Annotated in this window: 27 protein-coding genes, 1 other RNA gene and 1 pseudogene; 13 read left to right on the top strand and 16 right to left on the bottom strand. The window is 54.9% G+C overall.

Features of this window, described 5'->3' with window-relative positions; translation table 11 throughout:
• Positions 1-6 precede the first annotated feature (6 nt).
• From era to lepA, 4 genes are all read right to left on the bottom strand, one after another.
• The gene (era, locus tag V2S86_RS00425) at positions 7-915 is read right to left on the bottom strand and encodes a GTPase Era (protein WP_004953584.1); all 909 of its coding nucleotides are present in this window, start codon (positions 913-915) and stop codon (positions 7-9) included.
• Entirely contained in the window at positions 912-1,592 is a 681-nt protein-coding gene (gene rnc, locus V2S86_RS00420) for a ribonuclease III (RefSeq protein ID WP_004953587.1), read from the bottom strand. The genes era and rnc overlap by 4 nt, the downstream gene beginning before the upstream one ends.
• A gap of 182 nt (positions 1,593-1,774) precedes the next feature.
• Positions 1,775-2,752, bottom strand: coding sequence for a signal peptidase I (gene lepB / locus V2S86_RS00415; RefSeq protein WP_006318463.1), 978 nt, complete (start codon positions 2,750-2,752; stop codon positions 1,775-1,777).
• Positions 2,753-2,784: 32 nt separating this feature from the next.
• On the bottom strand, positions 2,785-4,584 hold the full coding sequence (gene lepA, locus V2S86_RS00410; protein WP_311994341.1) for a translation elongation factor 4: 1,800 nt from the start codon (positions 4,582-4,584) through the stop codon (positions 2,785-2,787).
• A 540-nt stretch (positions 4,585-5,124) separates the two neighbouring features.
• Between lepA and V2S86_RS00405 the strand changes: the two genes are divergently transcribed.
• The gene (locus V2S86_RS00405; RefSeq protein ID WP_330760776.1) at positions 5,125-5,964 is read left to right on the top strand and encodes a hypothetical protein; all 840 of its coding nucleotides are present in this window, start codon (positions 5,125-5,127) and stop codon (positions 5,962-5,964) included.
• Here the strand turns inward: V2S86_RS00405 and rseC are convergent.
• The 4 genes from rseC to rpoE are packed head-to-tail and all read right to left on the bottom strand — an operon-like array spanning position 5,961 to position 8,652.
• Positions 5,961-6,437 (bottom strand): SoxR-reducing system protein RseC, encoded by a 477-nt coding sequence (gene rseC / locus V2S86_RS00400; protein WP_330760775.1) that lies wholly within the window; start codon positions 6,435-6,437, stop codon positions 5,961-5,963. The two genes, V2S86_RS00405 and rseC, sit on opposite strands and share 4 nt — an antisense overlap.
• On the bottom strand, positions 6,434-7,393 hold the full coding sequence (gene rseB, locus V2S86_RS00395) for a sigma-E factor regulatory protein RseB (RefSeq protein WP_330760774.1): 960 nt from the start codon (positions 7,391-7,393) through the stop codon (positions 6,434-6,436). Before rseB ends, rseC begins: the two co-directional genes overlap by 4 nt.
• Positions 7,393-8,046, bottom strand: coding sequence for an anti-sigma-E factor RseA (gene rseA / locus V2S86_RS00390; protein ID WP_330760773.1), 654 nt, complete (start codon positions 8,044-8,046; stop codon positions 7,393-7,395). The genes rseB and rseA overlap by 1 nt, the downstream gene beginning before the upstream one ends.
• A 30-nt stretch (positions 8,047-8,076) precedes the next feature.
• Positions 8,077-8,652, bottom strand: coding sequence for an RNA polymerase sigma factor RpoE (rpoE, locus tag V2S86_RS00385; RefSeq protein ID WP_004929136.1), 576 nt, complete (start codon positions 8,650-8,652; stop codon positions 8,077-8,079).
• A 214-nt stretch (positions 8,653-8,866) separates the two neighbouring features.
• Between rpoE and nadB the strand changes: the two genes are divergently transcribed.
• Positions 8,867-10,468, top strand: coding sequence for an L-aspartate oxidase (nadB, locus tag V2S86_RS00380; RefSeq protein WP_330760772.1), 1,602 nt, complete (start codon positions 8,867-8,869; stop codon positions 10,466-10,468).
• Positions 10,469-10,496: 28 nt separating this feature from the next.
• Here the strand turns inward: nadB and trmN are convergent, their stop codons facing one another.
• Positions 10,497-11,279: a tRNA(1)(Val) (adenine(37)-N(6))-methyltransferase TrmN gene (gene trmN / locus V2S86_RS00375; protein ID WP_330760771.1), complete on the bottom strand. Its 783-nt coding sequence runs from the start codon at positions 11,277-11,279 to the stop codon at positions 10,497-10,499.
• Between the two features lie 99 nt (positions 11,280-11,378).
• On the opposite strand from trmN, the gene srmB reads away from it, so the two are divergent.
• On the top strand, positions 11,379-12,704 hold the full coding sequence (gene srmB / locus V2S86_RS00370) for an ATP-dependent RNA helicase SrmB (RefSeq protein WP_006318472.1): 1,326 nt from the start codon (positions 11,379-11,381) through the stop codon (positions 12,702-12,704).
• Between the two features lie 59 nt (positions 12,705-12,763).
• Here srmB and V2S86_RS00365 read toward each other — a convergent pair.
• The 3 genes and pseudogenes from V2S86_RS00365 to grcA all read right to left on the bottom strand — a co-directional run bounded on the left by V2S86_RS00365 (position 12,764) and on the right by grcA (position 15,041).
• Positions 12,764-13,518: pseudogene (locus V2S86_RS00365) on the bottom strand (ankyrin repeat domain-containing protein).
• A complete protein-coding gene (locus tag V2S86_RS00360) occupies positions 13,511-14,470 on the bottom strand; it encodes a phospholipase (RefSeq protein WP_330760770.1) in 960 nt (319 codons plus the stop codon). Before V2S86_RS00360 ends, V2S86_RS00365 begins: the two are co-directional and overlap by 8 nt.
• Positions 14,471-14,657: 187 nt before the next feature.
• Complete coding sequence (gene grcA / locus V2S86_RS00355; RefSeq protein ID WP_330760769.1) at positions 14,658-15,041, bottom strand: autonomous glycyl radical cofactor GrcA; 384 nt, start codon at positions 15,039-15,041, stop codon at positions 14,658-14,660.
• 346 nt (positions 15,042-15,387) lie between these two features.
• Here grcA and ung point away from each other — a divergent pair, with 346 nt between their 5' ends.
• Entirely contained in the window at positions 15,388-16,071 is a 684-nt protein-coding gene (gene ung, locus V2S86_RS00350) for a uracil-DNA glycosylase (protein WP_004953626.1), read from the top strand.
• Positions 16,072-16,122: 51 nt separating this feature from the next.
• On the opposite strand, the gene grpE is transcribed toward ung, so the two are convergent.
• Positions 16,123-16,695, bottom strand: coding sequence for a nucleotide exchange factor GrpE (gene grpE / locus V2S86_RS00345; RefSeq protein ID WP_330760768.1), 573 nt, complete (start codon positions 16,693-16,695; stop codon positions 16,123-16,125).
• Between the two features lie 124 nt (positions 16,696-16,819).
• On the opposite strand from grpE, the gene nadK reads away from it, so the two are divergent.
• The 3 genes from nadK to bamE all read left to right on the top strand — a co-directional run bounded on the left by nadK (position 16,820) and on the right by bamE (position 20,146).
• Positions 16,820-17,698: an NAD(+) kinase gene (gene nadK / locus V2S86_RS00340; protein ID WP_004953629.1), complete on the top strand. Its 879-nt coding sequence runs from the start codon at positions 16,820-16,822 to the stop codon at positions 17,696-17,698.
• An 86-nt stretch (positions 17,699-17,784) separates the two neighbouring features.
• Entirely contained in the window at positions 17,785-19,446 is a 1,662-nt protein-coding gene (gene recN, locus V2S86_RS00335) for a DNA repair protein RecN (RefSeq protein ID WP_330760767.1), read from the top strand.
• 361 nt (positions 19,447-19,807) lie between these two features.
• On the top strand, positions 19,808-20,146 hold the full coding sequence (bamE, locus tag V2S86_RS00330; protein WP_004953634.1) for an outer membrane protein assembly factor BamE: 339 nt from the start codon (positions 19,808-19,810) through the stop codon (positions 20,144-20,146).
• 114 nt (positions 20,147-20,260) lie between these two features.
• On the opposite strand, the gene V2S86_RS00325 is transcribed toward bamE, so the two are convergent.
• Positions 20,261-20,545, bottom strand: coding sequence for an RnfH family protein (locus V2S86_RS00325; RefSeq protein WP_330760766.1), 285 nt, complete (start codon positions 20,543-20,545; stop codon positions 20,261-20,263).
• A complete protein-coding gene (locus V2S86_RS00320; protein WP_197721716.1) occupies positions 20,538-20,972 on the bottom strand; it encodes a type II toxin-antitoxin system RatA family toxin in 435 nt (144 codons plus the stop codon). Before V2S86_RS00320 ends, V2S86_RS00325 begins: the two co-directional genes overlap by 8 nt.
• Positions 20,973-21,133: 161 nt before the next feature.
• Here V2S86_RS00320 and smpB point away from each other — a divergent pair, with 161 nt between their 5' ends.
• Together smpB and ssrA are read left to right on the top strand one after the other, a co-directional pair.
• Positions 21,134-21,616, top strand: coding sequence for an SsrA-binding protein SmpB (gene smpB, locus V2S86_RS00315; protein WP_004953643.1), 483 nt, complete (start codon positions 21,134-21,136; stop codon positions 21,614-21,616).
• Between the two features lie 49 nt (positions 21,617-21,665).
• Positions 21,666-22,046, top strand: a transfer-messenger RNA (tmRNA) gene (gene ssrA / locus V2S86_RS00310).
• A gap of 289 nt (positions 22,047-22,335) precedes the next feature.
• Here the strand turns inward: ssrA and V2S86_RS00305 are convergent.
• Positions 22,336-23,235, bottom strand: a complete 900-nt coding sequence (locus V2S86_RS00305) for a LysR family transcriptional regulator (protein ID WP_330760765.1) — start codon at positions 23,233-23,235, stop codon at positions 22,336-22,338.
• Between the two features lie 141 nt (positions 23,236-23,376).
• Between V2S86_RS00305 and V2S86_RS00300 the strand changes: the two genes are divergently transcribed.
• The 4 genes from V2S86_RS00300 (at position 23,377) to V2S86_RS00285 (ending at position 26,282) form a co-directional block, all read left to right on the top strand.
• A complete protein-coding gene (locus V2S86_RS00300; RefSeq protein ID WP_330760764.1) occupies positions 23,377-23,700 on the top strand; it encodes a superoxide dismutase in 324 nt (107 codons plus the stop codon).
• A complete protein-coding gene (locus V2S86_RS00295) occupies positions 23,697-24,386 on the top strand; it encodes a type 1 glutamine amidotransferase domain-containing protein (protein WP_330760763.1) in 690 nt (229 codons plus the stop codon). Before V2S86_RS00300 ends, V2S86_RS00295 begins: the two co-directional genes overlap by 4 nt.
• Before the next feature lie 137 nt (positions 24,387-24,523).
• Positions 24,524-25,558 (top strand): amidohydrolase family protein, encoded by a 1,035-nt coding sequence (locus V2S86_RS00290; protein ID WP_330760762.1) that lies wholly within the window; start codon positions 24,524-24,526, stop codon positions 25,556-25,558.
• A gap of 148 nt (positions 25,559-25,706) precedes the next feature.
• On the top strand, positions 25,707-26,282 hold the full coding sequence (locus V2S86_RS00285) for an NAD(P)H-dependent oxidoreductase (protein ID WP_330760761.1): 576 nt from the start codon (positions 25,707-25,709) through the stop codon (positions 26,280-26,282).
• Positions 26,283-26,289: the final 7 nt, after the last annotated feature.

Raw genomic sequence — 26,289 nt, 5'->3', positions numbered from 1 at the left:
GAGAAGTTACTTCAGGTCGTCGGTATAGCCCAGACTGCGCAGCGCACGTTCGTCGTCCGCCCAGCCCGATTTCACTTTCACCCACAGTTCCAGATGCACTTTGGTTTCAAACATCTGTTCCATGTCGTGGCGAGCTTCGATACCGATCGTTTTGATCTTCGAGCCTTTGTTGCCGATGACCATTTTCTTCTGGCCTTCGCGCTCGACCAGGATCAGCCCGTGCACGTTGTAACCGCCGCGTTCGTTCGGCACAAACTGTTCGATCTCAACCGTGACCGAGTAAGGCAGTTCTTCACCCAGGAAACGCATCAGCTTTTCACGGATGATTTCCGACGCCATAAAGCGCTGGGAACGGTCGGTGATGTAATCGTCCGGGAAGTGGTGTTCCGCTTCCGGCAGCAGCTTGCGCGCGATAGCGGCGATAGTGTCCACATTCATGCCTTTTTCGGCAGAAATTGGCACCACGTCAAGGAAGTTCATCTGCTGGCTAAGGAATGCAATGTGCGGCAACAGCTTGGATTTGTCGGTAACGTTGTCGACCTTGTTGATCGCCAGCAGGACCGGGCATTTCAGACTGCGCAGCTTGTTGACCACCATTTCATCGTCGGCAGTCCAGTTAGTGCCTTCGACAACGAAGATCACCAGCTCGACGTCGCCGATTGAGCTGCTGGCCGCGCGGTTCATCAAACGGTTGATGGCGCGTTTTTCTTCGATATGCAGACCCGGGGTGTCGACGTAGATAGCCTGATAGGCACCATCGGTGTCGATACCCATAATACGGTGACGGGTCGTCTGCGGTTTACGCGAAGTGATGGAGACTTTTTGCCCCAGCAGTTGGTTGAGCAACGTGGATTTGCCCACGTTGGGACGACCGACTATCGCAATAAAACCGCAGTATTGTTTTTCTTCGCTCATTCAAGCTCCAGCTTTTTCAACGCTTGTTCCGCTGCTGCCTGTTCGGCTTTACGGCGGCTTGAGCCGGTACCCACAACAGGTTCGCTCAAACCACTCACCTGGCAGTGGATAGTAAACTCCTGATCGTGCGCCTCACCGCGAACCTGCACCACCAGATAAGAAGGCAACGGCAGATGACGACCTTGTAAAAACTCCTGCAAGCGGGTTTTCGGGTCCTTCTGCTTATCACCGGGGCTGATTTCGTCCAACCGGCTGCGATACCAGTCCAAAATCAGTCGTTCGACGTTTTGAATATCGCTATCCAGGAACACGCCGCCAATCAATGCCTCCACCGTATCCGCCAGGATTGATTCGCGGCGGAATCCACCACTTTTCAACTCACCCGGTCCGAGACGCAGACATTCGCCCAGGTCGAACTCGCGCGCCATCTCTGCCAGCGTATTACCGCGCACCAACGTGGCACGCATGCGGCTCATATCACCCTCGTCTACGCGAGGAAAACGATGATAGAGCGCATTGGCGATGACAAAACTAAGAATCGAGTCACCCAGAAACTCAAGACGTTCATTGTGTTTACTGCTGGCGCTACGGTGAGTCAACGCTTGCAGTAAGAGCTCCTGCTGTTGAAAAGTGTAGCCCAGCTTCCGCTGCAGCCTGTTTATTACGATGGGGTTCATGAGTTACCAATAGATCAAGAATGCGTCAAAAACTTGCAGCATACGGAACAGGCCTGCTTCGCCGAAAGCCAATCCAAAGCTGTTTCGTTTGCAGTGGCTCCCAACAGGGAGCCAACTTTTTATCGCTCGAGGGGGTATTCTACAACGAGTGGAAATATAATGCTGCGTTTATAAGCGCGCGATTAATGAATTCCACCGATGCGGCTAAACCTTACGCCGGTTGGCCATTCACCTTCCTGCTTTTCAAAACTCATCCAGATAGCCGTGGCTTTACCCACCAGATTTTTCTCCGGCACGAAGCCCCAATAACGGCTGTCGGCGCTGTTGTCGCGGTTATCGCCCATCATGAAGTAATGCCCCGCCGGAACAACCCATTCCGCCAGTGGATTACCCGGCTGCTGGTTGTAAGCGCCCACCTGATCCTGCGTGCCCGGCACGGTCAGAATATGGTGAGAGACGGTGCCCAGCGTTTCCTGGCGCTCACGCAGGCGAATCCCGCCCTGCGGCACATTGTCGCTCTGCGGGATCTGGTAGAAACCGTTGCTGGCTTCGCCCATGCCGCTGCGGCTGAACATCTGTACAAAATCGCTCGGTTGCGCATCGGTGTATGTCACCGCCAGCGCGGTATCGCAAGGCTGGCCGTTATTACAGGATGGCTGAACGGTCACGCGTTTATTAACCGGATCGTAAGATACCCGGTCACCCGGTAGCCCCACGACACGTTTGATATAATCCAGCTTCGGATCCAGCGGATATTTAAATACCGCAATATCGCCACGCTTCGGATGGCCGGTTTCAATTAGCGTGGTCTGGGTAATAGGATCTTTAATGCCGTAGGCATATTTCTCCACCAGAATAAAATCGCCAATCAACAACGTCGGCATCATTGAGCCCGATGGGATCTGGAAAGGTTCGTAAATAAACGAACGCACCACAAACACCAGCAGCAATACCGGGAAAACCGACGCGCCGGTTTCGATCCAACCTGGCTGCTTCGCCACTTTCGCCAACGTCTTATCGTCTACAGCGCCCGCAGTCTGCGCATTCACCGCCGCAATCTTCTCCCGGCGGGCCGGCGCCCATTTGAAGCGCTCAAAAGCCCATATGATCCCGGTAACCAATGTGGCTATAGCCAGGATCAAGGCAAACATATTCGCCATGCAAACTCCCTAATTACGCGACCTTATCGCGGTTACTTACCGTCTTTACCGACGTGCAGAATGGCCAGGAACGCTTCTTGCGGCAACTCAACGTTACCGACCTGCTTCATGCGTTTCTTGCCGTCTTTCTGTTTCTGCAACAGCTTCTTCTTACGGCTGACGTCACCGCCATAGCATTTTGCCAGAACGTTTTTACGCAGCTGTTTCACCGTGGAACGCGCGATGATATGGGTGCCGATCGCTGCCTGAATGGCGATATCGAACTGCTGGCGCGGAATAAGCTCTTTCATCTTCTCCACCAGCTCACGACCACGGTACTGCGAGTTGTCGCGGTGGGTGATCAAAGCCAGCGCATCCACGCGCTCGTTGTTGATCAGCACGTCGACGCGCACCATGTCAGAGGTCTGGAAGCGTTTGAAGTTGTAATCCAGCGACGCATAACCACGGGAGGTGGATTTCAGACGGTCGAAGAAATCGAGCACCACTTCCGCCATCGGGATTTCGTAGGTCAGCGCGACCTGGTTGCCGTGATAGACCATGTTGGTCTGTACACCGCGTTTTTCGATACACAGCGTGATGACGTTACCCAGGAATTCCTGCGGCATCAGCATGTGACACTCGGCGATCGGCTCGCGCAGCTCCATGATGTTGTTCAGCGGCGGCAGCTTGGACGGGCTGTCGACGTAAATGGTTTCTTTGCCGGTGGTTTCAACTTCATAAACTACCGTTGGCGCAGTGGTGATCAGCTCCAGATCGTATTCACGCTCCAGACGCTCCTGAATGATCTCCATGTGCAACAGGCCGAGGAAGCCACAGCGGAAGCCAAAGCCCAGCGCGGTGGAACTCTCTGGCTCATAGAACAGCGAGGCGTCGTTCAGGCTCAGTTTGCCCAGTGCGTCGCGGAAGGCTTCATAGTCGTCCGAGCTGATCGGGAACAAACCTGCGTAAACCTGCGGCTTCACTTTTTTGAAGCCCGGCAGCGCTTTGTCTGCCGGTTGACGCGCCAGCGTCAGGGTATCGCCCACCGGCGCGCCCAAGATGTCTTTAATGGCGCAAACCAGCCAGCCTACTTCGCCGCAGTTCAGCACGTCGCGATCGACGCGTTTCGGGGTAAAGATCCCGAGGCGATCGGCGTTGTAAGTTTGGCCGGTGCTCATCACCTTGATCTTGTCGCCCTTGCGCATAGTGCCGTTCTTGACGCGCACCAGGGAAACAACGCCCAGATAGTTGTCGAACCAGGAGTCGATGATCAATGCCTGCAGCGGCGCCTCGGGATCGCCTTCCGGCGGCGGGATGTCACGCACCAGGCGTTCGAGAACCTCCGGCACGCCGACGCCGGTTTTGGCCGAACAGCGCACCGCATCGGTAGCGTCGATGCCAACGATGTCTTCAATCTCCTGCGCGGCGCGATCGGGATCGGCGGCCGGCAAGTCAATTTTGTTCAGTACCGGCACCACTTCCAGATCCATATCCAGCGCGGTGTAACAGTTGGCCAGCGTCTGAGCTTCTACGCCCTGCCCGGCATCCACCACCAGCAGCGCGCCTTCGCAAGCGGCCAGCGAGCGAGAAACCTCGTAGGAGAAGTCAACGTGCCCGGGGGTGTCGATAAAGTTGAGCTGGTAGGTTTGACCGTCTGTCGCCTTGTAGTCCAGCGTGACGCTCTGCGCTTTGATGGTAATGCCACGCTCGCGCTCAAGATCCATAGAATCAAGCACCTGCGCCGCCATTTCGCGCTCGCTCAAGCCACCGCAAATTTGGATAATACGGTCGGACAGCGTCGACTTACCGTGGTCAATATGGGCAATAATGGAGAAATTTCGTATATGCTTCATTATAAAAGTTTTTCTGCCTTGGTATTTCTGATTACTCGCCTATAGAAACCCGTACGGACCTAAAGCGACAGTGAATGGGTTCGGCCGTCTTCCGCCTGAATCGCTGCATTCTACATGCCACAACACTGAAAACCTAGCGATCGGTGCAGTGAAGGCATTCTATTATGCGCACTTTAGTGTTACACGGCGCTCCAGGTTGTGAAAGCAGATGTTAACAAAAGCCGATCAATGAAAAACCACTGCTTACCCCGCCGAATCCACGGAAATTGCGTGCTGCGCATACCTTCACTTTCGGCGTTAATACATAACCGGCGATAACGCAATAAACCCCTTCCTAAATCAGAAAAAAATAATATTGGGATCAACATCTTAGAATTGCATTTCCCCTTTCCGGCTTTAGGAAAAAACCCATATACGCTCTCCGGAGCCTCCTATAGAAAGGGGGAAGAACTCCGCGACAAAATATTATTCAGGGCTCTACATCGGCATGCCCACCGGAGTTCACCGGCATATCTCTGTGCGATGATTGGAAGGTGCGTAATGATCGATAAAGGGCAAATGCTGAGCCGGCACGATTTTTCTAAGGTCAATTGGGGCATTCTGGCAGCGGCATCGCTGCTGTTAACTGTCGGTGCGGCGCTGCTGTTGCTGCCGCTGCTGAGCAACATGGATGAAAATGCGGTACTGATCTTGCTGCAAACCGGCGCAGCCACTATTTTACTCGGCGGTATACTGCTGGCGCTGCGCCATTGCCTGCGGCCTACGCTGACTTATCGTCTGTACGAACACGGCGTTCGGGTGATCAATGACCACAGCCACAAAGAACGGTTTATCCCCTTTGAAAAAATTGGTGATATTTATCGTTTTCGCGGCGGGCGTTTTTTGGGCGGGCTGTGCAACGTGATGGCATTTCGTACTACTGCCGAACAGCCCTGGTGCACGGTGTTCAGCAATCTGTCCCATTCCTGGCGGTTGGTCGATGTCATCATCAACCAGCAGATCCAGCAGCGTGGGCCACTGGCGCTGAATGCGCTTTATCAGGGTGAGGTGTTGTCATTTAGCTATCTGAGCTGCAGTGCCCTCTGGCTGAACCATTTGCTGCCGGGCAACCGCAAGCAGCAAACGCCCCAAACGCTGCAGTTGAGCGCTACGGCGCTGATCACGCCGCAGGAGAGTATCCCGATAGAGCAGATCCGCACGCTGGAGAATAACACGCAGCGCGGTATCATCCGGTTGCTGGATAATCAGGGTAATGCGCTGTTTACGATAGGCTATTTTTCGCTGCTCAGCGCCGATCTGTTTATGGCGCTGCTGGAGCATATGATCTACAACCGCATCCCCGCCTATCATAATCCGGCGATGACGCGGCAGCCGTTTTAACGCAGGGGTTCAGTGTCCGTCTGCAGGCGCATAGCCCCAGGCGGCAACCCTATTTGCAGAACTATGGGTTGGTAATTCGCTTGCTCGCCGAGGCGGTGCGCCAGGCTACGCGCCAACAGAAAGGCCGCACCGCCGCCAAGCAGCGCGCCGAGCGCCGCAGAAGCATCGGTACCCAGCCAGTATTGCAGCAGGCTCCCGCCCACCATCATGCCCAGCAAAGGCGTCAGATAAACCAGCATAGCCGAACGCAGCAAGCTCCCCTCGGCGATACCCACCTCGACCCGCTGGCCCGGCTCAAGCGGCTGCTCGATACGCACCTGCAGCTGATGTTCCGTTTCCGGCACCAGTTCGTTCAATGCGCGCGCGCCACAGCCCGACCGGGCCGTGCAACTGCCGCAGCCGGCTTTGGGTTCGCAGCGCAGCAACGCTACGCCTTGTTGCCACGAAACCACCGTGGCCCACTCTTTCATCATTGCGGTGACACCTTGAAGGAAAGACTGTCAGCGATACGCTTGGCTGTCGCCGGCGGCAGTTCGCCAACGATAGTGATTTCATTGCCGTTACGCACTTCAGTCTGAATAGTACGCCGCCCCTGGCGATAATACTGCTGGCCGGCACCACTTCCCGCCGGGCTGACGTTGACCGAGAAACTGAACAGGCCATCGCTGTATAACCGCGTCTCGACGGGTTCGGTCACATTCGGCAGTTTTCGGCGGTTGCGCGCCACTTCATTCACGCCTGCCGGCAACCAGCCGGTGCTCCAGCCCAGTTTGACGTTTTCGACCGCAGGAAGCGACAGCAACGGCGGCAGATTGGCTTTGATCAGCCCCTGCATCACACCCTGCACTTCCGGCCCCACCACAAACGAAATAACCCGATACTGTTCCAGCGTTTCGCCATCACGATCGAGTAAATCCACACGCAGCGGCAGCTTGGTATCCACATCCATCCAGACAATATAGCTATAGCGCGAACCATCACGCGCAACCACACGAATCACCTCGCAGGGACGATCAGAGATTCGGGTGCTGCCAACAGAGATGAAATCGTAATATTTCGCCAGGCGGTCAAAATCGGCGTAGACGATAGCCGGTAACGCATCGACGATATGATCGCCCGACAACGTAAAGGGTTCCAGGCCCGGTTCAAAATAGCTGATGCCTTCACCACGTTGCAATACTTCACGGCGCGGGCCGTCCATATGCAAAAGTTGACCCAGTGGCTGCTTGTCGATTACCGCATGGCGATAGCGCAGCGACTCAATCCCCTGCTTGCTGATGCTGATATAGGCGAGTTCGTAATTGAGTGAACGGCTGGCACTGCTCATCTGTTGTAACAACGCCCCGGACGCAGTGGGCTGCGCCGGGGCGATGTTTGAGTAGAGCAGGCTGCCCGTCAATAGACAGACGGAGAACCAAAGTTGCTTCATTACTGCTGTTGCATTCCTAAAGACTGAGTTCCGGGAACCTGAACGGCAGCCTGTTGTGGGTTGCTTTGCTCAAGCTGCAACTGATCGGAATGCAAACGGCGTTGCAATTCATAATCCTGCAGCATAGCGTTAATACGTTTGCGCTGTTCCTGCACCTGCTGCTGTTGCCCGCTGCCGGTGGAGAAACTGTCTGCCGGCACGCCGAGGCTAACCGGTGACGCCGGCCCCATGATCGGCAGGGTGTTAAACGCCGGTGATTCAGCTGCGCCAGACTGCGCGGCCGGTTGATTGTATTGCTGTACGCCTACAATCACCGCCAGCGAAACGCAGGCAGCCATGCCAATCTGAGTGATCTGGCTGGCCCAGGGACGCACTTTGTCCCAGAACGGCATTTTCTGCCAGGTGTGCGGTTGCGGCTGAGACTCCGGTACTGCAGAAGGAACCAGACGCGCAGGTTCTTTCTCAAGTGCAGCAGCAACACGATCTGCGATATCGAGATGCATTACTTGTCCGATATCACCCCGTAGTGTGTCACGTATCAGGTGATAGCTCTGCCAGGTTTGTTGAAGCGCCCTGTCATTAGACAATGAACTCAGCAGCTCAGTGTCGAGCGATTCCCCATCCATCAGAGCGGAAAGCTTTTCTTTCTGCATGCCTAAGTACCCTTCCTGTGTCCGCCATTGCTAACGTTGAATCAGCGGTTGAACTTTATTATCGATAGCCTCCCTGGCGCGGAAAATACGCGAGCGTACGGTTCCTACCGGGCAATCCATGATGGCAGCTATCTCTTCGTAGCTTAGACCATCCAGCTCCCGTAGGGTAATCGCCATGCGAAGATCCTCGGGGAGAGACTCAATGGTACGGAAAACTATCTGTCTCAGCTCTTCTGACAACATTAAGTTCTCAGGGTTCGAAATTTCTTTCAGTGCGCCCGCACTTTCGTAATTTTCAGCATCGTTGGCATCCACATCGCTGGATGGCGGACGACGCCCCTGAGCAACCAGATAATTCTTTGCCGTGTTCACGGCAATTCGATACAACCAGGTATAGAAAGCGCTATCCCCACGGAATGATTCCAGTGCGCGATAGGCTTTAATGAACGACTCCTGCACCACATCGGGCACATCGCCCTGCGGCACATATCGGGAAACCAGGCTCGCAACCTTATGCTGGTAACGCACCACCAGTAAGTTAAACGATTTCTGATCGCCTTTTTGGACCCGCTCAACCAGAACTTGATCCGTTAACTGCTCGCTCATCCGAGGTAAATTCTCCCCAAATCCGTCTCCACGCGTAAAATTGTACTGCCAGCCATACATTATTTTCCTGAGCAAGCACTCGCTTGGAGTTCATACGGAACACGAAGTTCCGTATCGCCATTGTTTTTTCTGTTGATGTCATCCAATCCGTGGCTTTTGCCCGGACAATTAGGCTAACATGAATTTCACTCTTCTTCTGCACACATCATACGTTATGCAACCATCATCTGAACATGTTAGCGATGTCTTGATCGTCGGCAGCGGTGCTGCGGGCTTGTCACTGGCTCTGCGCCTGGCGCAGCATTGCAAGGTTACCGTACTCAGCAAGGGGCCGCTCAACGAAGGCGCCACATTTTATGCCCAAGGCGGGATCGCCGCGGTTTTCGATGAGACGGACAGCATTGCCTCACACGTTGATGACACTTTGATTGCCGGAGCCGGCCTGTGTGACAAGGACGCCGTTGAGTTTATCGCCGGCAATGCGCGCCACTGCGTACAATGGCTGATCGATCAGGGCGTACTGTTCGACACCGAAGTCAATGCTCAGGGTGAGGAACATTACCACCTGACGCGTGAGGGAGGACACAGCCACCGCCGTATTCTGCATGCCGCCGATGCTACAGGTAAAGAAGTAGAGACCACCCTGGTAGGGAAAGCAAGCACCCACCCGAATATTTGCGTGATGGAGCGCCGTAACGCGGTCGATCTGATCACCTCGAACAAAATCGGCCTGCCGGGTACTCGCCGCGTGGTCGGTGCCTATGTCTGGAACCGCGAGCTGGAGCAGGTGGAAACCTACCGCGCCAAAACGGTGGTGCTGGCCACCGGCGGGGCAGCCAAGGTGTATCAGTACACCACCAACCCGGACATCTCGTCCGGAGATGGTATCGCCATGGCCTGGCGCGCCGGCTGTCGGGTCGCCAACCTTGAATTCAACCAGTTCCACCCGACCTGCCTGTTCCACCCGCAGGCGCGCAATTTCCTGCTGACCGAAGCGTTGCGCGGCGAAGGTGCCCATCTGAAACGGCCGGACGGCAGCCGCTTTATGCCCGATTTTGACCCGCGCGGCGAACTGGCACCGCGCGATATCGTAGCGCGCGCCATCGACCACGAAATGAAACGCCTGGGTGCGGACTGCATGTATCTGGATATCAGCCATAAACCGGCTGAATTCATTACCCAGCACTTCCCGATGATCCATGAAAAACTGCTGACGCTGGGGTTCGATCTGACAAAACAACCGATCCCTATCGTGCCCGCGGCGCATTACACCTGCGGCGGCGTCATGGTCGATCAGCACGGCCGTACCGATCTGGACGGGCTTTACGCCATTGGCGAAGTCAGTTACACCGGCCTGCACGGCGCCAATCGCATGGCGTCCAACTCGCTGCTGGAATGCCTGGTCTACGGCTGGTCGGCAGCGGAGGACATCAAGCTGCGCCTGCCGTTTATCCAGTTGGCGAAACAGTTGCCGCAGTGGGATGAAAGCCGCGTAGACGATGCGGATGAGCGGGTGGTGATTCAGCACAACTGGCACGAGCTGCGGCTATTTATGTGGGACTACGTCGGGATCGTGCGCACCACCAAACGGCTGGAGCGCGCACTGCGCCGCATCAATACGCTGCAGGCCGAAATCGATGAGTACTACGCCAACTTCCGTATTTCCAACAATCTGCTGGAGCTGCGTAACCTGGTGCAGGTCGCGGAACTGATCGTCCGCAGCGCCATGGAGCGCAAAGAAAGCCGCGGGCTGCACTATACGCTGGACTATCCGGAAATGTTGCCGGAAGCACTGCCGACCATACTGCAGCCATGATTGACGCTGCCAGGGTGCCCTGGCGGCTTCAGTAAAATAGATAGAAATCGGTAATCAGGCGGCGGAAATCATCGGTGTAACTGCCGTCGGCCTGTTTAATCGCCAGACTTTGTTCTGCCTTTTCTTCGACCGGCTGACGCATCAGCACCAACAACATCCGGTGCAGCGGCGTATCGGCACGGTCGCTGACGTTCAATCGCTGTGCAGTATGCCAGCCACGCCGTTGCGCATTGCTTTCAAATGCCTCACCAATATCATGCGGCAGCACCACGCAAAAAGCGCCCCGCTCGGCGATCAGTTGCTCAGCGCTTACCAGCAAGGCATCGTGAGTCAGGGTTTCGGTATAGCGCGCATTGTGGCGCGCCCGATCGCGGCAGGCGACCGCCGGCTCGAAATACGGCGGGTTGCTGACGATCAGGTCATACTCACCCGCATGATGCCGGGCAAAATGGTGAATATCCTGCGCATGTACCCGAATGCGCTGCGGCCAGGGGGATTCCAGCACGTTGTCACGCGCTTGTTCGGCAGCGGCCTCGTCCAACTCCACCGCATCGATCAACACATTATCGGCCGATCTTTGTGCCAGCATCAGCGCAATCAGCCCGCTGCCGCTGCCGATATCCAGCACCCGCCGCGCTTGCGCCAGCGGCGCCCAAGCGCCGAGCAGCACGCCGTCGGTACCCACTTTCATTGCGCAACGGTCGTGAGCGACAAAAAATTGTTTGAAGGTAAAACCGCCGCGACGCGGGGTAAAATTTGCTTTCGATTGATTGCTCACAATAACCACCTGGATACAAAACTGGCGTAGCATAAGGCAATCTGATTTGTGGGAAAAGAGATGCTTTCCGCTTAAATAGGTGAAGAACGCGGCCAACCCGTCTATAATCGGCGCCCCAAGTAGAGGTAGACCATGACAGCAACCAATTTTTCCGAACTCGATCTCGATGAACGCCTGATAAAAGCCCTGCGCGATAAAGGCTACGAACGCCCGACCGCCATTCAAGCCGAGGCTATCCCACCTGCGATGGATGGGCGCGACGTATTGGGTTCGGCGCCAACCGGCACCGGCAAGACCGCCGCATTTTTGCTGCCGGTATTGCAGCATCTGCTGGACTTTCCACGCAAAAAGTCCGGCCCACCGCGCGTACTGATCCTCACCCCGACGCGCGAACTGGCGATGCAGGTAGCCGACCAGGCACGTGAACTGGCTGCCCATACTTCGCTGGATATCGCCACCATTACCGGCGGCGTCGCCTATATGAACCACGCGGAAGTCTTCAGCGAAAACCAGGACGTGGTAGTCGCCACCACCGGTCGTCTGCTGCAGTACATCAAAGAAGAAAACTTCGACTGCCGCGCGGTAGAAACGCTGATCCTCGATGAAGCCGACCGCATGCTGGACATGGGCTTCGCGCAGGATATCGAAACCATCTCCGCCGAAACCCGCTGGCGCAACCAGACGTTGCTGTTCTCCGCGACGCTGGAAGGCGACGCCATCCGCGAATTCGCCGAGCGTATTCTGAAAGAGCCGGTGGAAGTTGAAGCCGACCCTTCACGCCGCGAGCGCAAAAAGATCCTGCAGTGGTACTACCGTGCCGACGACGTGCAGCATAAAACCGCCTTGCTGGTGCATTTGCTGCAACAGCCGGACGTGTTGAAATCCGTGATCTTCGTCCGTAAACGCGAGCGCGTGCACGAGTTGGCGGCCTGGCTGCGCGAGGCCGGCATCAACACCTGCTACCTCGAAGGCGAAATGGTGCAGGCCAAGCGCAACGAAGCGGTAAAACGCATGATGGACGGCCGCGTCAACGTGCTGGTCGCCACCGACGTCGCTGCCCGTGGTTTGGATATCCTGGATATTACCCACGTGTTCAACTTCGATATGCCGCGTACGGCGGACACCTATCTGCACCGCATCGGCCGCACCGGCCGCGCCGGGCGCAAAGGTACCGCGATTTCGCTGGTTGAGGCGCACGACCACCTGCTGTTGGGCAAAGTGGGCCGTTACCTGAACGAACCGCTGAAAGCGCGGGTGATCGATGAGCTGCGTCCGTCAACCAAAGTGCCGAGCGAAAAGAGCAACGGCAAACCTTCGAAGAAGGTGCTGGCCAAGCGCGCAGAAGACAAAGAAAAGAACAAAGAAAAAGCCAAGGTGAAGGTCCGTCATCGCGATGCGAAAAACGTGGGCAAACGCCGCCAGCCAAAGGCCAAGCCTGAGAGCAGCGGCGCGAAGTAATGCTGCCACCGTGAATCAAAAACGCCTTCACTCATCTGAAGGCGTTTTTTTATGCCCCATTACGGCTGCGCGTAAAGCGTCGCCTGGTGATGGGCTTTTAACCAGACATCCAGTTGTCGATAACCATCGGCATCTCTTCACTCTGCAAGTGTGCAGGCGTCAGCGAGAAATAGAACTGGAAGGTCACGCCTTGCCGGTTACGGGCTTTGCCGTCCGCCCCCGCCTGCAGCAACATCAACGCCAACTGCGGCGCATTGATTTTCGCCGCCACGTGCAAAGGCGAGTCCCCCAACCTATCGCTTAACGTGGTATCCGCACCGGCAGCCAGCAGCAGCCGCAATTGCTCCTCGCGCCCCGCCAGTACCGCAGCGGACAAAGGCGTCGCGCCGGTCACCGCATTGCGCAGGTTAGCCGGCACGCCGTTCGCCAGCAGCAGCCGCAAATACTGCGGATCCTGCACTGTTGCGGCGGTATGCAGCACGCTGTTGCCCTCCAGCCCCGGCACTGTGGCATCAACCCCCAGCGCCAGCAGCGCGCTCAGGCTTTGCGGTTGCTGCGACAAAATCGCCCATTGAGGCAGCGTAATTTGACGGTCGCCCTGCTCGCTCAAACGCTGCGGTGTTACCTGTTCGGCAATGCCCTGCACATCACCGCGCATCACCGCCTGCGCCAACGCTTGATTGCCGCGCCCGTTGAACGGGGAAATAGACTGATTCATCTGTTGTTCCTTAGCCATAATCAGCAAACCGGCGACCGCTATCAGCGCCAGCACGGCGATAATCAACGTCTGCCGAACCCGACGCCTTTCAGGCATTGGCCTTCATCTCCCAGGGTTTTTGCTCCAGCATCGAACTGATGACCTTATCAATGCCGTGCGCGGTCAAGCTGCGATCCACATGTTTGCTTGGTCGCCAGTCGTCAATGCCGCTCAGGGTATCGTTATTGGCCAGGGTAATTTTATGCCCGATGGCATCCGGGATCAGCGAAGTGGACTCCTGCGTTCCGGTCAGCATATCGTATTGTTCGCTGTAGCGGCGAATACCGCCGGCTTGCGCATCCTGCTTAGCCGCTGCCGGATCGATGCCCATACGGTTCAATGTGTAGTCGGAAACGCCGGCCGCGTTGAAAGTGACCGCCACGGTGCCGGTCGCCAGCGCCGCCGTTGCCGCCAGCCCGCCGCCAAGAGAATGACCGGCAATCACCAGCGCATCACCAAACGCCGCCTTGGCGCCTTTAGCTACCGCGACAGCCTGATTGTACTGCACGTCATCGTAACCGGTCGCCTGCCGCACATTGCTCAGCCAATCGCGCATGTCATTGGTGCCGGCAAAGGCCAGGACATACTGTTGGTTGTCGCTATAAATACCGGCCTGAAAACCCGACGCCGCATCATGCAAACTGGCGGGATCAATACCCGCGCCGAGCAGCGCGCTGTCGCTCAGGCGGCTGAATCCTTCCGCACCCTGGCCGTTCAGGCTGTAAACATCTTTAGCCAGTAACGCGAGCGTATAATCTCCCTGTTGAGGCTGCTGACCGCGGGTTACCCCCTGCGGCGTGGCGGCCGGCACGGCAGCCGACATATCGCTGACCAATGTATTCAGCAGGTTGCGGGCATTCAGGCTGCTCGGTGAAAGCGTGGCCGCAGCCCCGGCTGCAGCTGATTCAGCGGGTTGCGATGAACGCATCGATTGCAGTGCCGCACGTACTACAGGGGGTTGAATGGCCGCAGGGTTAACTGCAGAGGTAAAACTCAAAGACATACTCATGCCGACTCCTTGTCGATAGGCTTATCAATGCCGCACCCAATGCGGGTGCCAGAGTAGCTATCGGCAGGTCGGAGCCGTTCTGTAATGCAGGCGATTATCTTTGCGAGGAATGTGATCCGGATTCAGTTTACTGGCCGGCGAGCAATAAAAAAGGGAGCCGAAGCTCCCTCAGTGACTGCGCCGGTAATTACAGGCTGGCAGTAAAGGTACGTGCAATTACGTCACGTTGCTGTTCTGGCGTCAGCGAGTTGAAGCGCACCGCATAGCCGGACACGCGAATGGTCAGCTGCGGGTATTTTTCCGGGTGCTTGACCGCATCTTCCAGCGTCTCGCGGCGCAGCACGTTTACGTTCAGGTGTTGGCCACCCTCTACACGCACGGTTGGCTGCATTTCCAGCGGCACTTCACGGTACTCGATCTGGCCCAGATCGGTGACCGGCACAACCTGATCTTCGACATAGTTGGCTTTAGCGCAAACGCAGCGGGCTTCTGACGTTTCATCATCCAGCAGCCAGAAAGAGTTCACCAGCGCCTGGTCGTTCGCTTTAGTGATTTGAATACCAGTAATCATTTTGTTGCCTCCGTACAAGGACGAAAAATTCTCTTTCGTGAGAAAATTCAATTTTGGTTTCGGCCATTTGGTAAAACCATTGTTGTCTTATTGTTCTGTATACCAGTCTGGTCTGGGCAATTCTTTGATTAAAATCAATTTTTACAGCGTACCCACACATGAGGAAGGGACAAGTTTATGTTTTGTGTCAATTTTCTCTTTGCCGCCGAGAACAATTATTTTTGTAAATTTTAAAAAATCTTTATACCAAGATGGCTAGCCCAACGGCAAAAGCGGGTTTCACTGGATGACGCTAAACGGTAAGCTATGGTCAGTGAATTGTTAACGAAAACAAAGGAGAGCGTTTATGTCCACCCCTCTCACCTGGCATGACGTCATCGGCAAGGAAAAAGAGCAACCCTATTTTCATGAAACGCTTGCCTTTGTTGCCGCTGAACGTCAGGCCGGTAAGACCATTTATCCACCACAAAAAGACGTGTTCAATGCCTTCCGCTATACCGAACTGGCGGACGTAAAAGTGGTGATCCTCGGCCAGGATCCCTATCACGGCCCGAATCAGGCCCACGGTCTGTCTTTCTCGGTGCTGCCCGGCGTGCCGGCTCCCCCTTCGCTGGTGAATATGTATAAAGAATTGGCGACGGATATCCCGGGCTTTGAGCGGCCAAGCCACGGCTGCCTGCAAAGCTGGGCAGAACAGGGCGTGCTGTTGCTGAACACGGTATTGACCGTTGAACGCGGCCAGGCGCATTCCCACGCCAAACTGGGTTGGGAAACCTTTACGGATAGAGTGATCGCCGCACTGAACGACAACCGCGAAGGCGTGGTGTTTCTGCTGTGGGGCTCGCATGCCCAGAAGAAAGGCAACATTATCGACAGGAAGCGCCACCACGTGCTGAAAGCGCCGCATCCTTCGCCGCTCTCGGCCCACCGCGGCTTCCTCGGTTGTCGCCATTTCTCCCAGGCCAATCAACTGCTGGAACAACAGGGGCTGAAACCTATCGACTGGCTGCCGCAACTGCCGCAGGCATAAGTCAGACGCAAAAAAGGCACCCGCAGGTGCCTTTTCCTTACTTAATTCCGCTTAAGCCTTGGCTTTGGAAACCGCAACCATCGCCGGGCGCAGCAGGCGGCCATTCAGCGTATAGCCTTTCTGCATCACCATCATTACGTGGTTCGGCTGGTGATCGGCAGACTCCATCAGGCTCATCGCCTGGTGCACGTCCGGGTTGAACGGCACGTTGATGTCGCCGACGATTTCGATACCGTACTTGCTCACTGCGTCTTGCAAGGATTTCAGCGTCAGTTCGATGCCTTCGATCATTGCCGTCAGTTCCGGATTGCTTTTATCCGCCAGATCCAGCGCGCGCTCCAGGTTATCAATCACCGGCAGCAAGTCGCCCGCGAATTTCTCCAGCGCAAATTTGTGCGCTTTCTCGATATCCAACTCGGTACGGCGGCGCACGTTTTCCATTTCCGCCTTGGCGCGCAGCAGGCTGTCGCGTTCATGCTGCTGGGATTCTGCCAGCTGAGCTTCCAGCTCGGCAATGCGCGCATCCCGCAGATCGACGCCTTCAGCCGCTTCCGGCAAGACTTCCTGGTGTTCCATTTCTTCCGAGACTTGCTCGTTTGGCGTCTTCTGTTCTTTACTACTCATGAATATCTCCGCGTTTTAGCATTAATCTCGCAACTTGGCTTATTATGGGGATCAAAACCGGGGTTTCAAGTCAACCGGTCACAATGTGGGGCATAAACTCGTCCCGGTGAGGAAAATCACAACAATGAATAAGAAATTCGCCTGTATTGGCATTGTGGGTCACCCGCGCCACCCTTCAGCGTTGGCAACGCATGAGATGTTGTTTCACTGGTTGGTCGCCCGGGGCTACTCGGTGATGCTCGAACGGCAGATAGCCCAGGATTTGGGCTTGAAAGACGTCGTGACCGGCAGCCTGGCAGACATTGGCCAGAAAGCCGACCTGGCCGTGGTGGTCGGCGGCGACGGCAATATGCTCGGCGCAGCGCGCGTGTTGGCGCGTTACGATATTAAAGTGATCGGCGTAAACCGTGGCAATCTCGGATTTTTGACCGATCTCGACCCCGACAACGCCCTGCAGCAATTGGCCGACGTGCTGGAAGGCGAGTATATCGATGAACAGCGCTTCCTGCTGGAAACCATCGTGCACAAAGAGAACCAGCAGTGCCGCATTAGTACCGCCATCAACGAAGTGGTGCTGCACCCCGGCAAAGTGGCGCACATGATCGAATTCGAAGTGTATATCGACGATCGTTTCGCCTTCTCGCAGCGTTCCGACGGGCTGATTATCGCCACGCCGACCGGGTCGACCGCCTATTCGCTCTCCGCCGGCGGGCCGATCCTGACGCCTTCGCTGGAGGCCATTGCGCTGGTGCCGATGTTCCCGCACACCCTTTCCGCCCGCCCACTGGTGATCAACGGCAACAGCACCATTCGGCTGAAATTTTCGCAGATCGGCAGCGATCTGGAAATCAGCTGCGACAGCCAGATCGCGCTGCCTATCCAGGAAGGCGAAGAGGTATTGATACGCCGCAGTGATTTCCATCTGAATCTTATTCATCCAAAGGACTACAGCTATTTCAATACGTTAAGCACAAAACTCGGCTGGTCAAAAAAATTGTTCTAAAAACGTCGCCAGCTACTTTACTGTATATAAAACCAGTTTATACTGTATGAAACTACAGTTATGTGTTTATACACAGGAAGGTTCCCATGCTGGCGCAATTGACCATCAGCAATTTTGCTATCGTTCGTGAGTTGGAGATTGATTTTCAACCGGGTATGACGGCGATTACCGGTGAAACCGGTGCCGGCAAATCCATCGCCATCGACGCGCTGGGCCTGTGCCTCGGCAACCGCGCCGACGGTAATGTGGTGCGCCTGGGGGCCCCCCGTGCCGATATCTGCGCGCGCTTCTCGCTGGCGGATACCCCTTCCGCCCGCCAATGGCTTGAGCAGAACCAGCTGGACGACAGCAATGAGTGCCTGCTGCGCCGGGTGATCAATGCGGACGGCCGCTCGCGCGGCTTTATCAATGGCACCGCCGTGCCGCTTTCGCAACTGCGCGAACTTGGCCAACGCCTGATTCAAATCCACGGCCAGCATGCTCATCAGCTGCTGCTCAAACCTGACCATCAAAAACAGCTGCTGGACGCCTATGCAGATGAACCTGCCCTGCTGGCGCAAATGCAACAGGCTTACCAGCGCTGGCACCAAAGCTGCCGCGAACTGGCGCACCACCAACAACAGTCCCTTGAGCGTGACGCGCGCAAACAGCTGCTGCAATACCAGTTGAAAGAGCTGAATGAGTTCGCCCCGCAGGCCGGTGAGTTCGAACAAACAGACGCGGAATACAAACGCCTGGCCAACAGCGGCCAGTTGCTGACCCTTAGCCAGCAAACGCTGCAATTGCTGGCCGATGACGAAGAACACAACATGCTCAGCCAGCTCTACACCGCCAAACACCTGCTGGTCGAACTGGCCGGCATGGATGAAAAACTCGGCGAACTGCTGAACATGCTGGAAGAAGCCTCAATCCAGATCAGCGAGGCCAGCGATGAACTGCGCCACTATGCCGATCGCATGGATCTCGATCCCAACCGCCTGCATGAACTGGAACAGCGCCTGTCGCGGCAAATCAACCTGGCGCGCAAACATCACGTGGCGCCAGAAGAACTGCCGCAGCTACACCAGCAGTTGCTCGATGAGCAACAATTGCTGTCGCAACAGGAAAGCGACCACGAGCACCTTAACGAAGCGGTCGCCCTGCACCATCAGCAGGCGCTGGTTCTGGCGGAGCAACTGCACCAAAAACGCCGGCATTACGCCGCCGAACTGACCACGCTGATTACCGACAGCATGCAGGCGCTCTCTATGCCACACGGCAAATTCAACATCGATGTGCGCTTCGAGCCCCAATATTTGAGCGCCGAAGGGGCAAGCCGCACCGAGTTCTGCGTGTCCACCAACCCGGGGCAACCGCTGCAGGCGCTGGCTAAAGTGGCGTCCGGCGGCGAATTGTCACGCATCGCGCTGGCGATTCAGGTCATCACTGCCCGCAAGATGGAAACCCCGGCGCTGATTTTCGACGAAGTGGACGTGGGTATCAGCGGCCCGACCGCCGCCATCGTGGGCCGCCTGCTTCGCCAGCTCGGGGAGTCTACGCAAGTGATGTGCGTCACCCACCTGCCGCAGGTCGCGGGGTGCGGGCATCAGCATCTGTTTGTCAGCAAACAGACCGACGGCACCGAAACCGAAACGCAGATGTCGCCGCTGGATAAACGCGCCCGCCTGCAAGAGCTGGCGCGCCTTCTTGGCGGCAGTGAAGTCACCCGCAACACATTGGCAAACGCAAAAGAACTGCTGGCCGCATAAAAAAGCTCAACTTTTTCACTTTTCCGAGGTCTGACTTTGGCGCTGTTTACCTGGCAGATTTCAAAGTGCGGCAAGGCGACAACCGCCCCATCCCTCAGGTGCTTCATCAGCTCAGCGCCTGAGGTGCGAGAGCGAAGCAATCGCAGCAGCAACTTGAAAGATGAAGGGTACACCCAATAGATTTCAAGCTGTAGCAAGGCGGCAACCGAGAGAATCTCCAGGAGCTTAGTCAACTAAGTGACTGGGGTGAGCGAGGGAAGGCAACGCCGCTACAACTTGAAAGATGAAGGGTATAAAGGTTTCCAACTGCTGCAAGGTCTATTATCATCGGCATCCTATGCCCTAAAGGAATGTGATTACTATGCGCTGTAAAACGCTGGCTGCTGCCGCTGTGGTTCTTGTGATGCTGACTGCAGGCTGTTCTACTTTTGAGAAGGTGGTTTACCGGCCTGACATCAACCAAGGGAACTACCTGACGTCGACCGACGTGGCCAAAATCCAAAAAGGTATGACCCAGCAACAGGTCGCTTATACATTGGGTACCCCAATGTTACAGGATCCGTTCGGTACTCAGACGTGGTTCTATGTATTCCGCCAGCAACCTGGCCATGAAGATATCACCCAGCAAACCCTGACGCTGACCTTTGATAGCGCGGGCGTGCTGACCGATATTCAGAACAAACCTGCGCTGACCAAATAATCAGCGCAGGAGCTATCGTCCGGCCCGTGAGGGGCGATTCAGGTTCTTCATGACAGTAACAGGCTGCAACTCGGAAGATAAAATTCTGATAAAAAATAAGGCGCATTCAGCGCCTTATTTTTTTGCTTTCTCTGCCCGTTGCCGACGAAGTTCTTTAGGGTCGGCAATCAGGGGGCGATAAATTTCGACCCGGTCGCCATCGTTTAGCACATCACCCAGCTTGGCCGGGCGGCTGTAGATGCCCACCTTATTACTCTGCAAGTCAATGTCACTACGCAGTTCCAGCAACCCGGAGGCCGTAATGGCCTGCTCAACACTGCTGCCTTCCGCCAGCGTAACCTTGCGCAGATACTGACGCTCCGGCAAGGCGTAAACCACCTCTACCTGAATATCAGACACTGTAAACCTCTTTCGCCCGCTGGGTGAAAGCCTGCACCATGTTACCGGCCAGCTCTTTGAACACCTTGCCGAACGCCAGCTCGATCAGTTTGTTGGTAAATTCAAAATCCAGGTGCAGCTCAACCTTACAGGCTTCCGGGCTCAGCGGCGTAAACTGCCAGCCCCCCATCAGCTTGCGGAACGGGCCATCAACCAGTTGCATATTGATGCTCTGGTTATCCTGCAGCGTATTGCGCGTAGTGAAGGTTTTGCTGATACCGGCTTTGGCAACGTCAACTGCGGCGGTCATTTGATTGCTGGACGCGTCAATCACCCGGCTGCCGGTGCATCCTGGCAGAAAATCGGGGTAAGAGTGAACATCGTTAACCAACTGATACATCTGCTCGGCGCTGAACGGCACTAACGCAGACCGACTGATCTGGGGCATATCATTTCCTGTGAGACACAAAACATACAGATAATACCATTTATCTATCGCCAAACAAAAAATCTGCTATGCAACGCGAGGGCCAAAAATGCGAAAAATTGCGCAGGTGCTGAGCGGTAAAGGATTTCTTTCGTCGAATCATCCAGTATAATGAACAAACTATGACAAAGAAAAAAGCACACAAACCCGGTTCCGCCACCATTGCGCAGAACAAGCGAGCGCGTTTCGAATACTTCATTGAAGAAGAGTTCGAGGCGGGCCTGTCTCTGCAAGGGTGGGAAGTAAAATCGCTGCGTGCCGGCAAAGCCAACATTAGCGACAGCTACGTGACCTTCCGCGATGGTGAAGCCTATCTGTTTGGGGCCACCGTCTCACCGCTCAACGTAGCCTCGTCGCATGTGGTATGCGATCCGACACGTACTCGTAAATTGCTGCTGAAAAAACGTGAGCTGGACTCACTGCTCGGCCGCGTAAACCGCGACGGCTACACCGTGGTTGCCTTGTCCATGTATTGGAAAAATGCCTGGGCCAAGATCAAGATCGGCGTAGCCAAAGGCAAGAAAGAACACGATAAACGCGATGACATCAAAGATCGTGAATGGCAGACGGCGAAATCCCGTATCATGAAGCATGCCAACCGATAAGCCTCTGGCTTAACGGGTTAAACTTCTGGTATACTGAACAAAGTTACTTGGGGCTGATTCTGGATTCGACGGGATTGTGAGGCCTTAGGAGCATGCCGAGGGGCGGTTGGCCTCGTAAAAAGCCGCAAAAAAAATAATTGCAAACGACTCGCAATTCGAATCTGCTGCTTTAGCAGCTTAATCAGCCTAAGAAACTGAAGATTCCCTCTCTCCCTAGCCTCCGCTCTTAGGACGGGGATCAAGAGAGGTCAAACCCAAAAGAGATCGCGTGGATGTCCTGCCTGGGGCTGAAGCGTTAAACCCAATCAGGCTAGTTTGTTAGTGGCGTGTCCATCCGCAGCTGACCGGCGAATGTAATGATTGGACTAAGCATGTAGTGCCGACGGTGTAGTAATTCCGGACGGGGGTTCAAATCCCCCCAGCTCCACCAAATAGGTCACCGGTGATACCAGATAGATCCGGCGATAATAGCGAAAAAGCCCGCAACTAAGTTGCGGGCTTTTTTGTGTCTGTCGTACTCCGAGAGTACCCCGTTCAACCTGGAATTTATTAGTCTATGTTGCAGAACAGGGTACGCTGCTGGTCTTCCACCTCGTAGCTTCCCACTCCAGTGTCTTTCTTCGTGAGAGACCTAATCCCTGTACAAACAGTCAGTTTTATAAAAACCAAGGCATAAAAAGTGTCGCTCATGTATGAGGTTTACATGAGTGATATTCATTTTAAACGGCTTTTCTTTCAATCAAAAAATCAATCAACGTCTTCACTCTTTTGGTCTTGCCCGCATTTTTCGGGTAATAGAGATAAACGGCCGGGTAGGTTTTCCAGTAATTCTCCATCACGGGAATAAATTTCTCTTTGTCGGGCTGCAAGCTGTGAATGGGCTCGAACAACCTTCCGATACCCAGTCCGTTCCGTATTCCATCGGCCATAACCTCAATATCGTTGCTGATTAACTGGCCCGGCATCTCAACGGTTAGCTGCTCGCCTTTGTGATCCAGAATCAGCGGAAGAATGCGGTTATTGGTGATGAATCGATAGCCGATAAGGTTGTGCTGATGGAGCTCTGCCGGCGTAGTGGGCGTACCGAACGCCTCCAGATAGGCCGATGACGCATACAGCCCTTCCCTAAACGGCTTCATCAACTGGCGAGCCACCACTCCGCCTTCAAGAATATCGCCAAAGCGTATCCCCAGATCAAAGCGCTCATCAATAATATTGACGGTGCCGTCGTAAACCGAAACTTCAAGTTTAATGCCGGGATATTGCCGGCAAAAGGCCGCCATAGCCGGTTTGAGTATGAGCAGGTAAGCAAAGCGGGAGAGCGTAATCCTGACCAGGCCGGAGGGTTCCTGGTTCTGGTCGCGGATGTTTTCCAGCGACGTTTCAAGCGAGTCCACTGCCGCTACGGTTTGCTCCAACAGCTGTTGTCCAGCTTCCGTCAGTTCAATGCGCCGTGTCGTACGGACAAAAAGAGGGTGACCTATGTGTTGTTCAAGCAGCTTAAGCGCCTTACTGACGGAGGGCGGCGTAATCTCAAGCTTCCTGGCCGCAGCCGAAATATTGCCTTCCCGGGCAATGCTCTGAAAGATGCGTATCTGGTTGTAAATCACGTTATTCATCACGTCATCCTGAAGCAAATGGCCCACTGATTATTAACTACAGGCTAAATATCCTTAAGTCAATAAGGGCCTAATCTTATCAAAATCGCGAGCTTATACTTTTTTCAGTTCCCCCTTCGTCGTTAAGTTCAGGAGACTGAAATGCGCATTTTGTGTTTGGATATTCCCGCTTCCGGCGCCTCGCTGGAAAAATACGCTCCGCATCTGACTTCAGAAGTGTTGCATACCTGGGGTTTATATAAATCCGGCAGCATCCGGGATATTTATTTTCGACAGGATCGGCCCGGCGTAGCGATTTTTCTTGAATGTGATTCGGTGGAAAAAGCCCAGGTGGTGATGGCCGACTTCCCGTTGGCAAAAGCCGGTCTGCTTACCTTCGAATGTATCCCCTTGGGATCATTTGCCAATTGGGAACACCTGTTTGCCGGAGAGTTCAAAAATCAGTCAGAGGAAGCGATGAAATGAAAGCAGACCGCAAACCCGTATTGTGCGTCGTCACCAGCCATCCGATAAAAGGCGTTTCCGGCGTACCTACCGGTTTTTTCATGGCTGAGCTCACTCATCCCCTGAAAGTGCTGGAAGATGCGGGGATCCCAACGGTGATTGCCAGCATTCGTGGGGGCCAACCGCCGATTGACGGTTTCGATCTCAGCGATCCCGTTAACGCCTGGTTCTGGAACGAGACCGATTTCCAGCATCGCCTCGCCACCACGCCGCCTTTATCTGAGCTGAACGGGGCCGATTATTCCGCAGTCTTTTTTGCCGGCGGGCACGGCACAATGTGGGACTACCGCGATAACCCGGACACGCAGCGCATTATCAGAGAGGTATACGAAAGCGGCGGGATAGTGTCGGCAGTCTGCCATGGCCCGGCCGCGTTGGTTGACGCGAAACTCAGCAACGGTGAATACCTGGTGAAAGGGAAGAACCTGGCAGCCTTCACCAATAAAGAAGAAGACGAAGTCCAGGGAACTGCGGTGGTCCCCTATTTGTTGGAAACCGCCCTGCGGGAGCACGGCGCACTTCATCATGAAGCCCCCAACTGGTCTGAGAACGTGGTGACGGATGGTCGCCTGATCACCGGTCAGAACCCTGCCTCGGCGCACGGCGTTGGCGTGGCGTTGATGGAGGCACTGCAAGTGCAGCGTTGAAATCAGTGTGTTCGGCTGGGCGTCGCAATGTCCTCAAGACGGGACTCCGCGTTCTGGCAGGCATCGCCATTTCAAGCATTCTCCCTTGTTCTACGGCAGTTCCCCTATGTCAAAACACTGAGCGGAAATCAAAAGCGATGAAAATCATTTGCCTTGAAGAACACACTCTGGATAAAGCGCTGGTTCTGGCATCCATGCCGGCTGCACTTGCGCAGGCACCATTTCTGAGCGACTGGGGCAAAACGATTACTGACGGCAATCTTCCCGATCGAAGCCGCCCCCAAATTGAAAAAAACGACCTGATTAACGTTAAGGGCGCAGACATAGGTCGTGGGCGTCTGGACGATATGGACGAGGCAGGCATCACCATGCAGGTGCTTTCGGTTGGCGGATTTCCGCACCTGGCACCGGCTGCTGAGGTGGTGGATTTGAACCGCGCGGCTAATGACCGCCTCGCTGACGCGATTAACGCTCATCCAGACCGCTTTGCCGCATTCGCCACGCTTCCATGGGCTCAGCCCGATTCGGCAGAAAAAGAACTTGAGCGAGCGGTTAAAGAGTTGGGTTTTAAAGGCGCTCTGCTAAACGGCAGGCCATCAACCCATTTTCTCGACCATCCGGATTACGACGGACTGCTGGCCCGCTTTAACGCTCTTGGCGTCCCGCTCTATCTCCATCCGGGGCTTCCCGTTCGCAGCGTACAACAGGCTTATTACAGCGGCTTCAGTGATGAAGTTACCGCCAGGCTATCGATGTTTGGTTGGGGCTGGCATCACGAAGCGGGCATCCATCTGCTGCGGTTAATCCTGTCCGGAGCCTTTGATAAATATCCGAACCTGCAGGTCATAAGCGGCCACTGGGGAGAGATGCTGCCATTCTGGTTACAGCGCCTGGACGATAGCCTCCCCCAGGCCGCTACGGGGTTACGACGCACCATTACGCAGACCTTTCGCGAGCAGGTGTATGTGACGCCATCAGGAATGCTGACGCTGCCGCATTTTCAGTTTATCTATGCGCTGTTGGGGGCCGAGCGGATCCTTTTTTCTGTGGATTATCCCTACCAGACGCTGGATGGCGTGAAGGCATTTATCCAGAGTTTGCCTGTTCCTGAAGAGGCGAAAGAAGCGATAGCCTTCCGCAATGCGGAGCGGTTACTAGGATTAACATATTGATAAAAAAGGCTTTACGGAAGCCTTGAGTCAATCAGGGTGATTATTAGCTTTTAGCTAAAAGTTATTGAGCTATTAATACCCTAAAAAACAGAATACGGTCAATCTATACTGGAGACCTGGTAAACAATTAACTTCTAATCTATTGAAAATGAAAAATATCCTGATTATTTCCGGACACCCGAATCTTAACGAGTCAATTGGTAACGCGACTATCCTGGATGAGATAGCCTTGGCATTGCCAGAGGCTGAAATTCGCCGCCTGGACTGGCTCTATCCGGACAACAAAATCAATGTAAAAGCCGAGCAGGAAAGCCTGCTGAAAGCAGATGTGATCGTCTGGCAATTTCCATTCTCCTGGTATTCACTCCCGGGCGTGATGAAATTATGGCTGGATGAGGTTTTTGTCCACGGGTTCGCACATGGTTCAACGGCAAAACTTGGCGGTAAAAAACTTATTCTTTCGTTTACCACCGGCGCACCGCAAGCGCTCTATTCATCGGAAGGATTTTTTGGCCATAGCCTTGAAAATTACCTTGCCCAGTTTGAAACCACCGCCAGACTTTGCAATCTGGATTTGCAAATGCCGGTGTATACCTGTGGCATCAGTTATGCCGACAGGGATGAAAATAAAATAGCGCAACAGAAAACAATGGCCAAAGAGCATGCCTCACGACTGCTCGCGCTGTTGAAATCCTTATCCCCAGAATTGAAACTGGCTGTATAAAACAAAG

Source organism: Serratia sp. C2(1) (assembly GCF_036352655.1).
Lineage (GTDB): Bacteria > Pseudomonadota > Gammaproteobacteria > Enterobacterales > Enterobacteriaceae > Serratia > Serratia inhibens.
Note: the sequence above shows the minus strand (reverse complement) of the source record. Positions and strands in the feature narration are given on the sequence as shown.

Coding starts and splice junctions, on each gene's coding strand:
- era (WP_004953584.1), bottom strand. CDS start 915: ATGAGCGAAGAAAAACAATACTGCGGTTTTATTGCGATAGTCGGTCGT.
- rnc (WP_004953587.1), bottom strand. CDS start 1,592: ATGAACCCCATCGTAATAAACAGGCTGCAGCGGAAGCTGGGCTACACT.
- lepB (WP_006318463.1), bottom strand. CDS start 2,752: ATGGCGAATATGTTTGCCTTGATCCTGGCTATAGCCACATTGGTTACC.
- lepA (WP_311994341.1), bottom strand. CDS start 4,584: ATGAAGCATATACGAAATTTCTCCATTATTGCCCATATTGACCACGGT.
- V2S86_RS00405 (WP_330760776.1), top strand. CDS start 5,125: ATGATCGATAAAGGGCAAATGCTGAGCCGGCACGATTTTTCTAAGGTC.
- rseC (WP_330760775.1), bottom strand. CDS start 6,437: ATGATGAAAGAGTGGGCCACGGTGGTTTCGTGGCAACAAGGCGTAGCG.
- rseB (WP_330760774.1), bottom strand. CDS start 7,393: ATGAAGCAACTTTGGTTCTCCGTCTGTCTATTGACGGGCAGCCTGCTC.
- rseA (WP_330760773.1), bottom strand. CDS start 8,046: ATGCAGAAAGAAAAGCTTTCCGCTCTGATGGATGGGGAATCGCTCGAC.
- rpoE (WP_004929136.1), bottom strand. CDS start 8,652: ATGAGCGAGCAGTTAACGGATCAAGTTCTGGTTGAGCGGGTCCAAAAA.
- nadB (WP_330760772.1), top strand. CDS start 8,867: ATGCAACCATCATCTGAACATGTTAGCGATGTCTTGATCGTCGGCAGC.
- trmN (WP_330760771.1), bottom strand. CDS start 11,279: ATGCTACGCCAGTTTTGTATCCAGGTGGTTATTGTGAGCAATCAATCG.
- srmB (WP_006318472.1), top strand. CDS start 11,379: ATGACAGCAACCAATTTTTCCGAACTCGATCTCGATGAACGCCTGATA.
- V2S86_RS00360 (WP_330760770.1), bottom strand. CDS start 14,470: ATGAGTATGTCTTTGAGTTTTACCTCTGCAGTTAACCCTGCGGCCATT.
- grcA (WP_330760769.1), bottom strand. CDS start 15,041: ATGATTACTGGTATTCAAATCACTAAAGCGAACGACCAGGCGCTGGTG.
- ung (WP_004953626.1), top strand. CDS start 15,388: ATGTCCACCCCTCTCACCTGGCATGACGTCATCGGCAAGGAAAAAGAG.
- grpE (WP_330760768.1), bottom strand. CDS start 16,695: ATGAGTAGTAAAGAACAGAAGACGCCAAACGAGCAAGTCTCGGAAGAA.
- nadK (WP_004953629.1), top strand. CDS start 16,820: ATGAATAAGAAATTCGCCTGTATTGGCATTGTGGGTCACCCGCGCCAC.
- recN (WP_330760767.1), top strand. CDS start 17,785: ATGCTGGCGCAATTGACCATCAGCAATTTTGCTATCGTTCGTGAGTTG.
- bamE (WP_004953634.1), top strand. CDS start 19,808: ATGCGCTGTAAAACGCTGGCTGCTGCCGCTGTGGTTCTTGTGATGCTG.
- V2S86_RS00320 (WP_197721716.1), bottom strand. CDS start 20,972: ATGCCCCAGATCAGTCGGTCTGCGTTAGTGCCGTTCAGCGCCGAGCAG.
- smpB (WP_004953643.1), top strand. CDS start 21,134: ATGACAAAGAAAAAAGCACACAAACCCGGTTCCGCCACCATTGCGCAG.
- V2S86_RS00305 (WP_330760765.1), bottom strand. CDS start 23,235: ATGAATAACGTGATTTACAACCAGATACGCATCTTTCAGAGCATTGCC.
- V2S86_RS00300 (WP_330760764.1), top strand. CDS start 23,377: ATGCGCATTTTGTGTTTGGATATTCCCGCTTCCGGCGCCTCGCTGGAA.
- V2S86_RS00295 (WP_330760763.1), top strand. CDS start 23,697: ATGAAAGCAGACCGCAAACCCGTATTGTGCGTCGTCACCAGCCATCCG.
- V2S86_RS00290 (WP_330760762.1), top strand. CDS start 24,524: ATGAAAATCATTTGCCTTGAAGAACACACTCTGGATAAAGCGCTGGTT.
- V2S86_RS00285 (WP_330760761.1), top strand. CDS start 25,707: ATGAAAAATATCCTGATTATTTCCGGACACCCGAATCTTAACGAGTCA.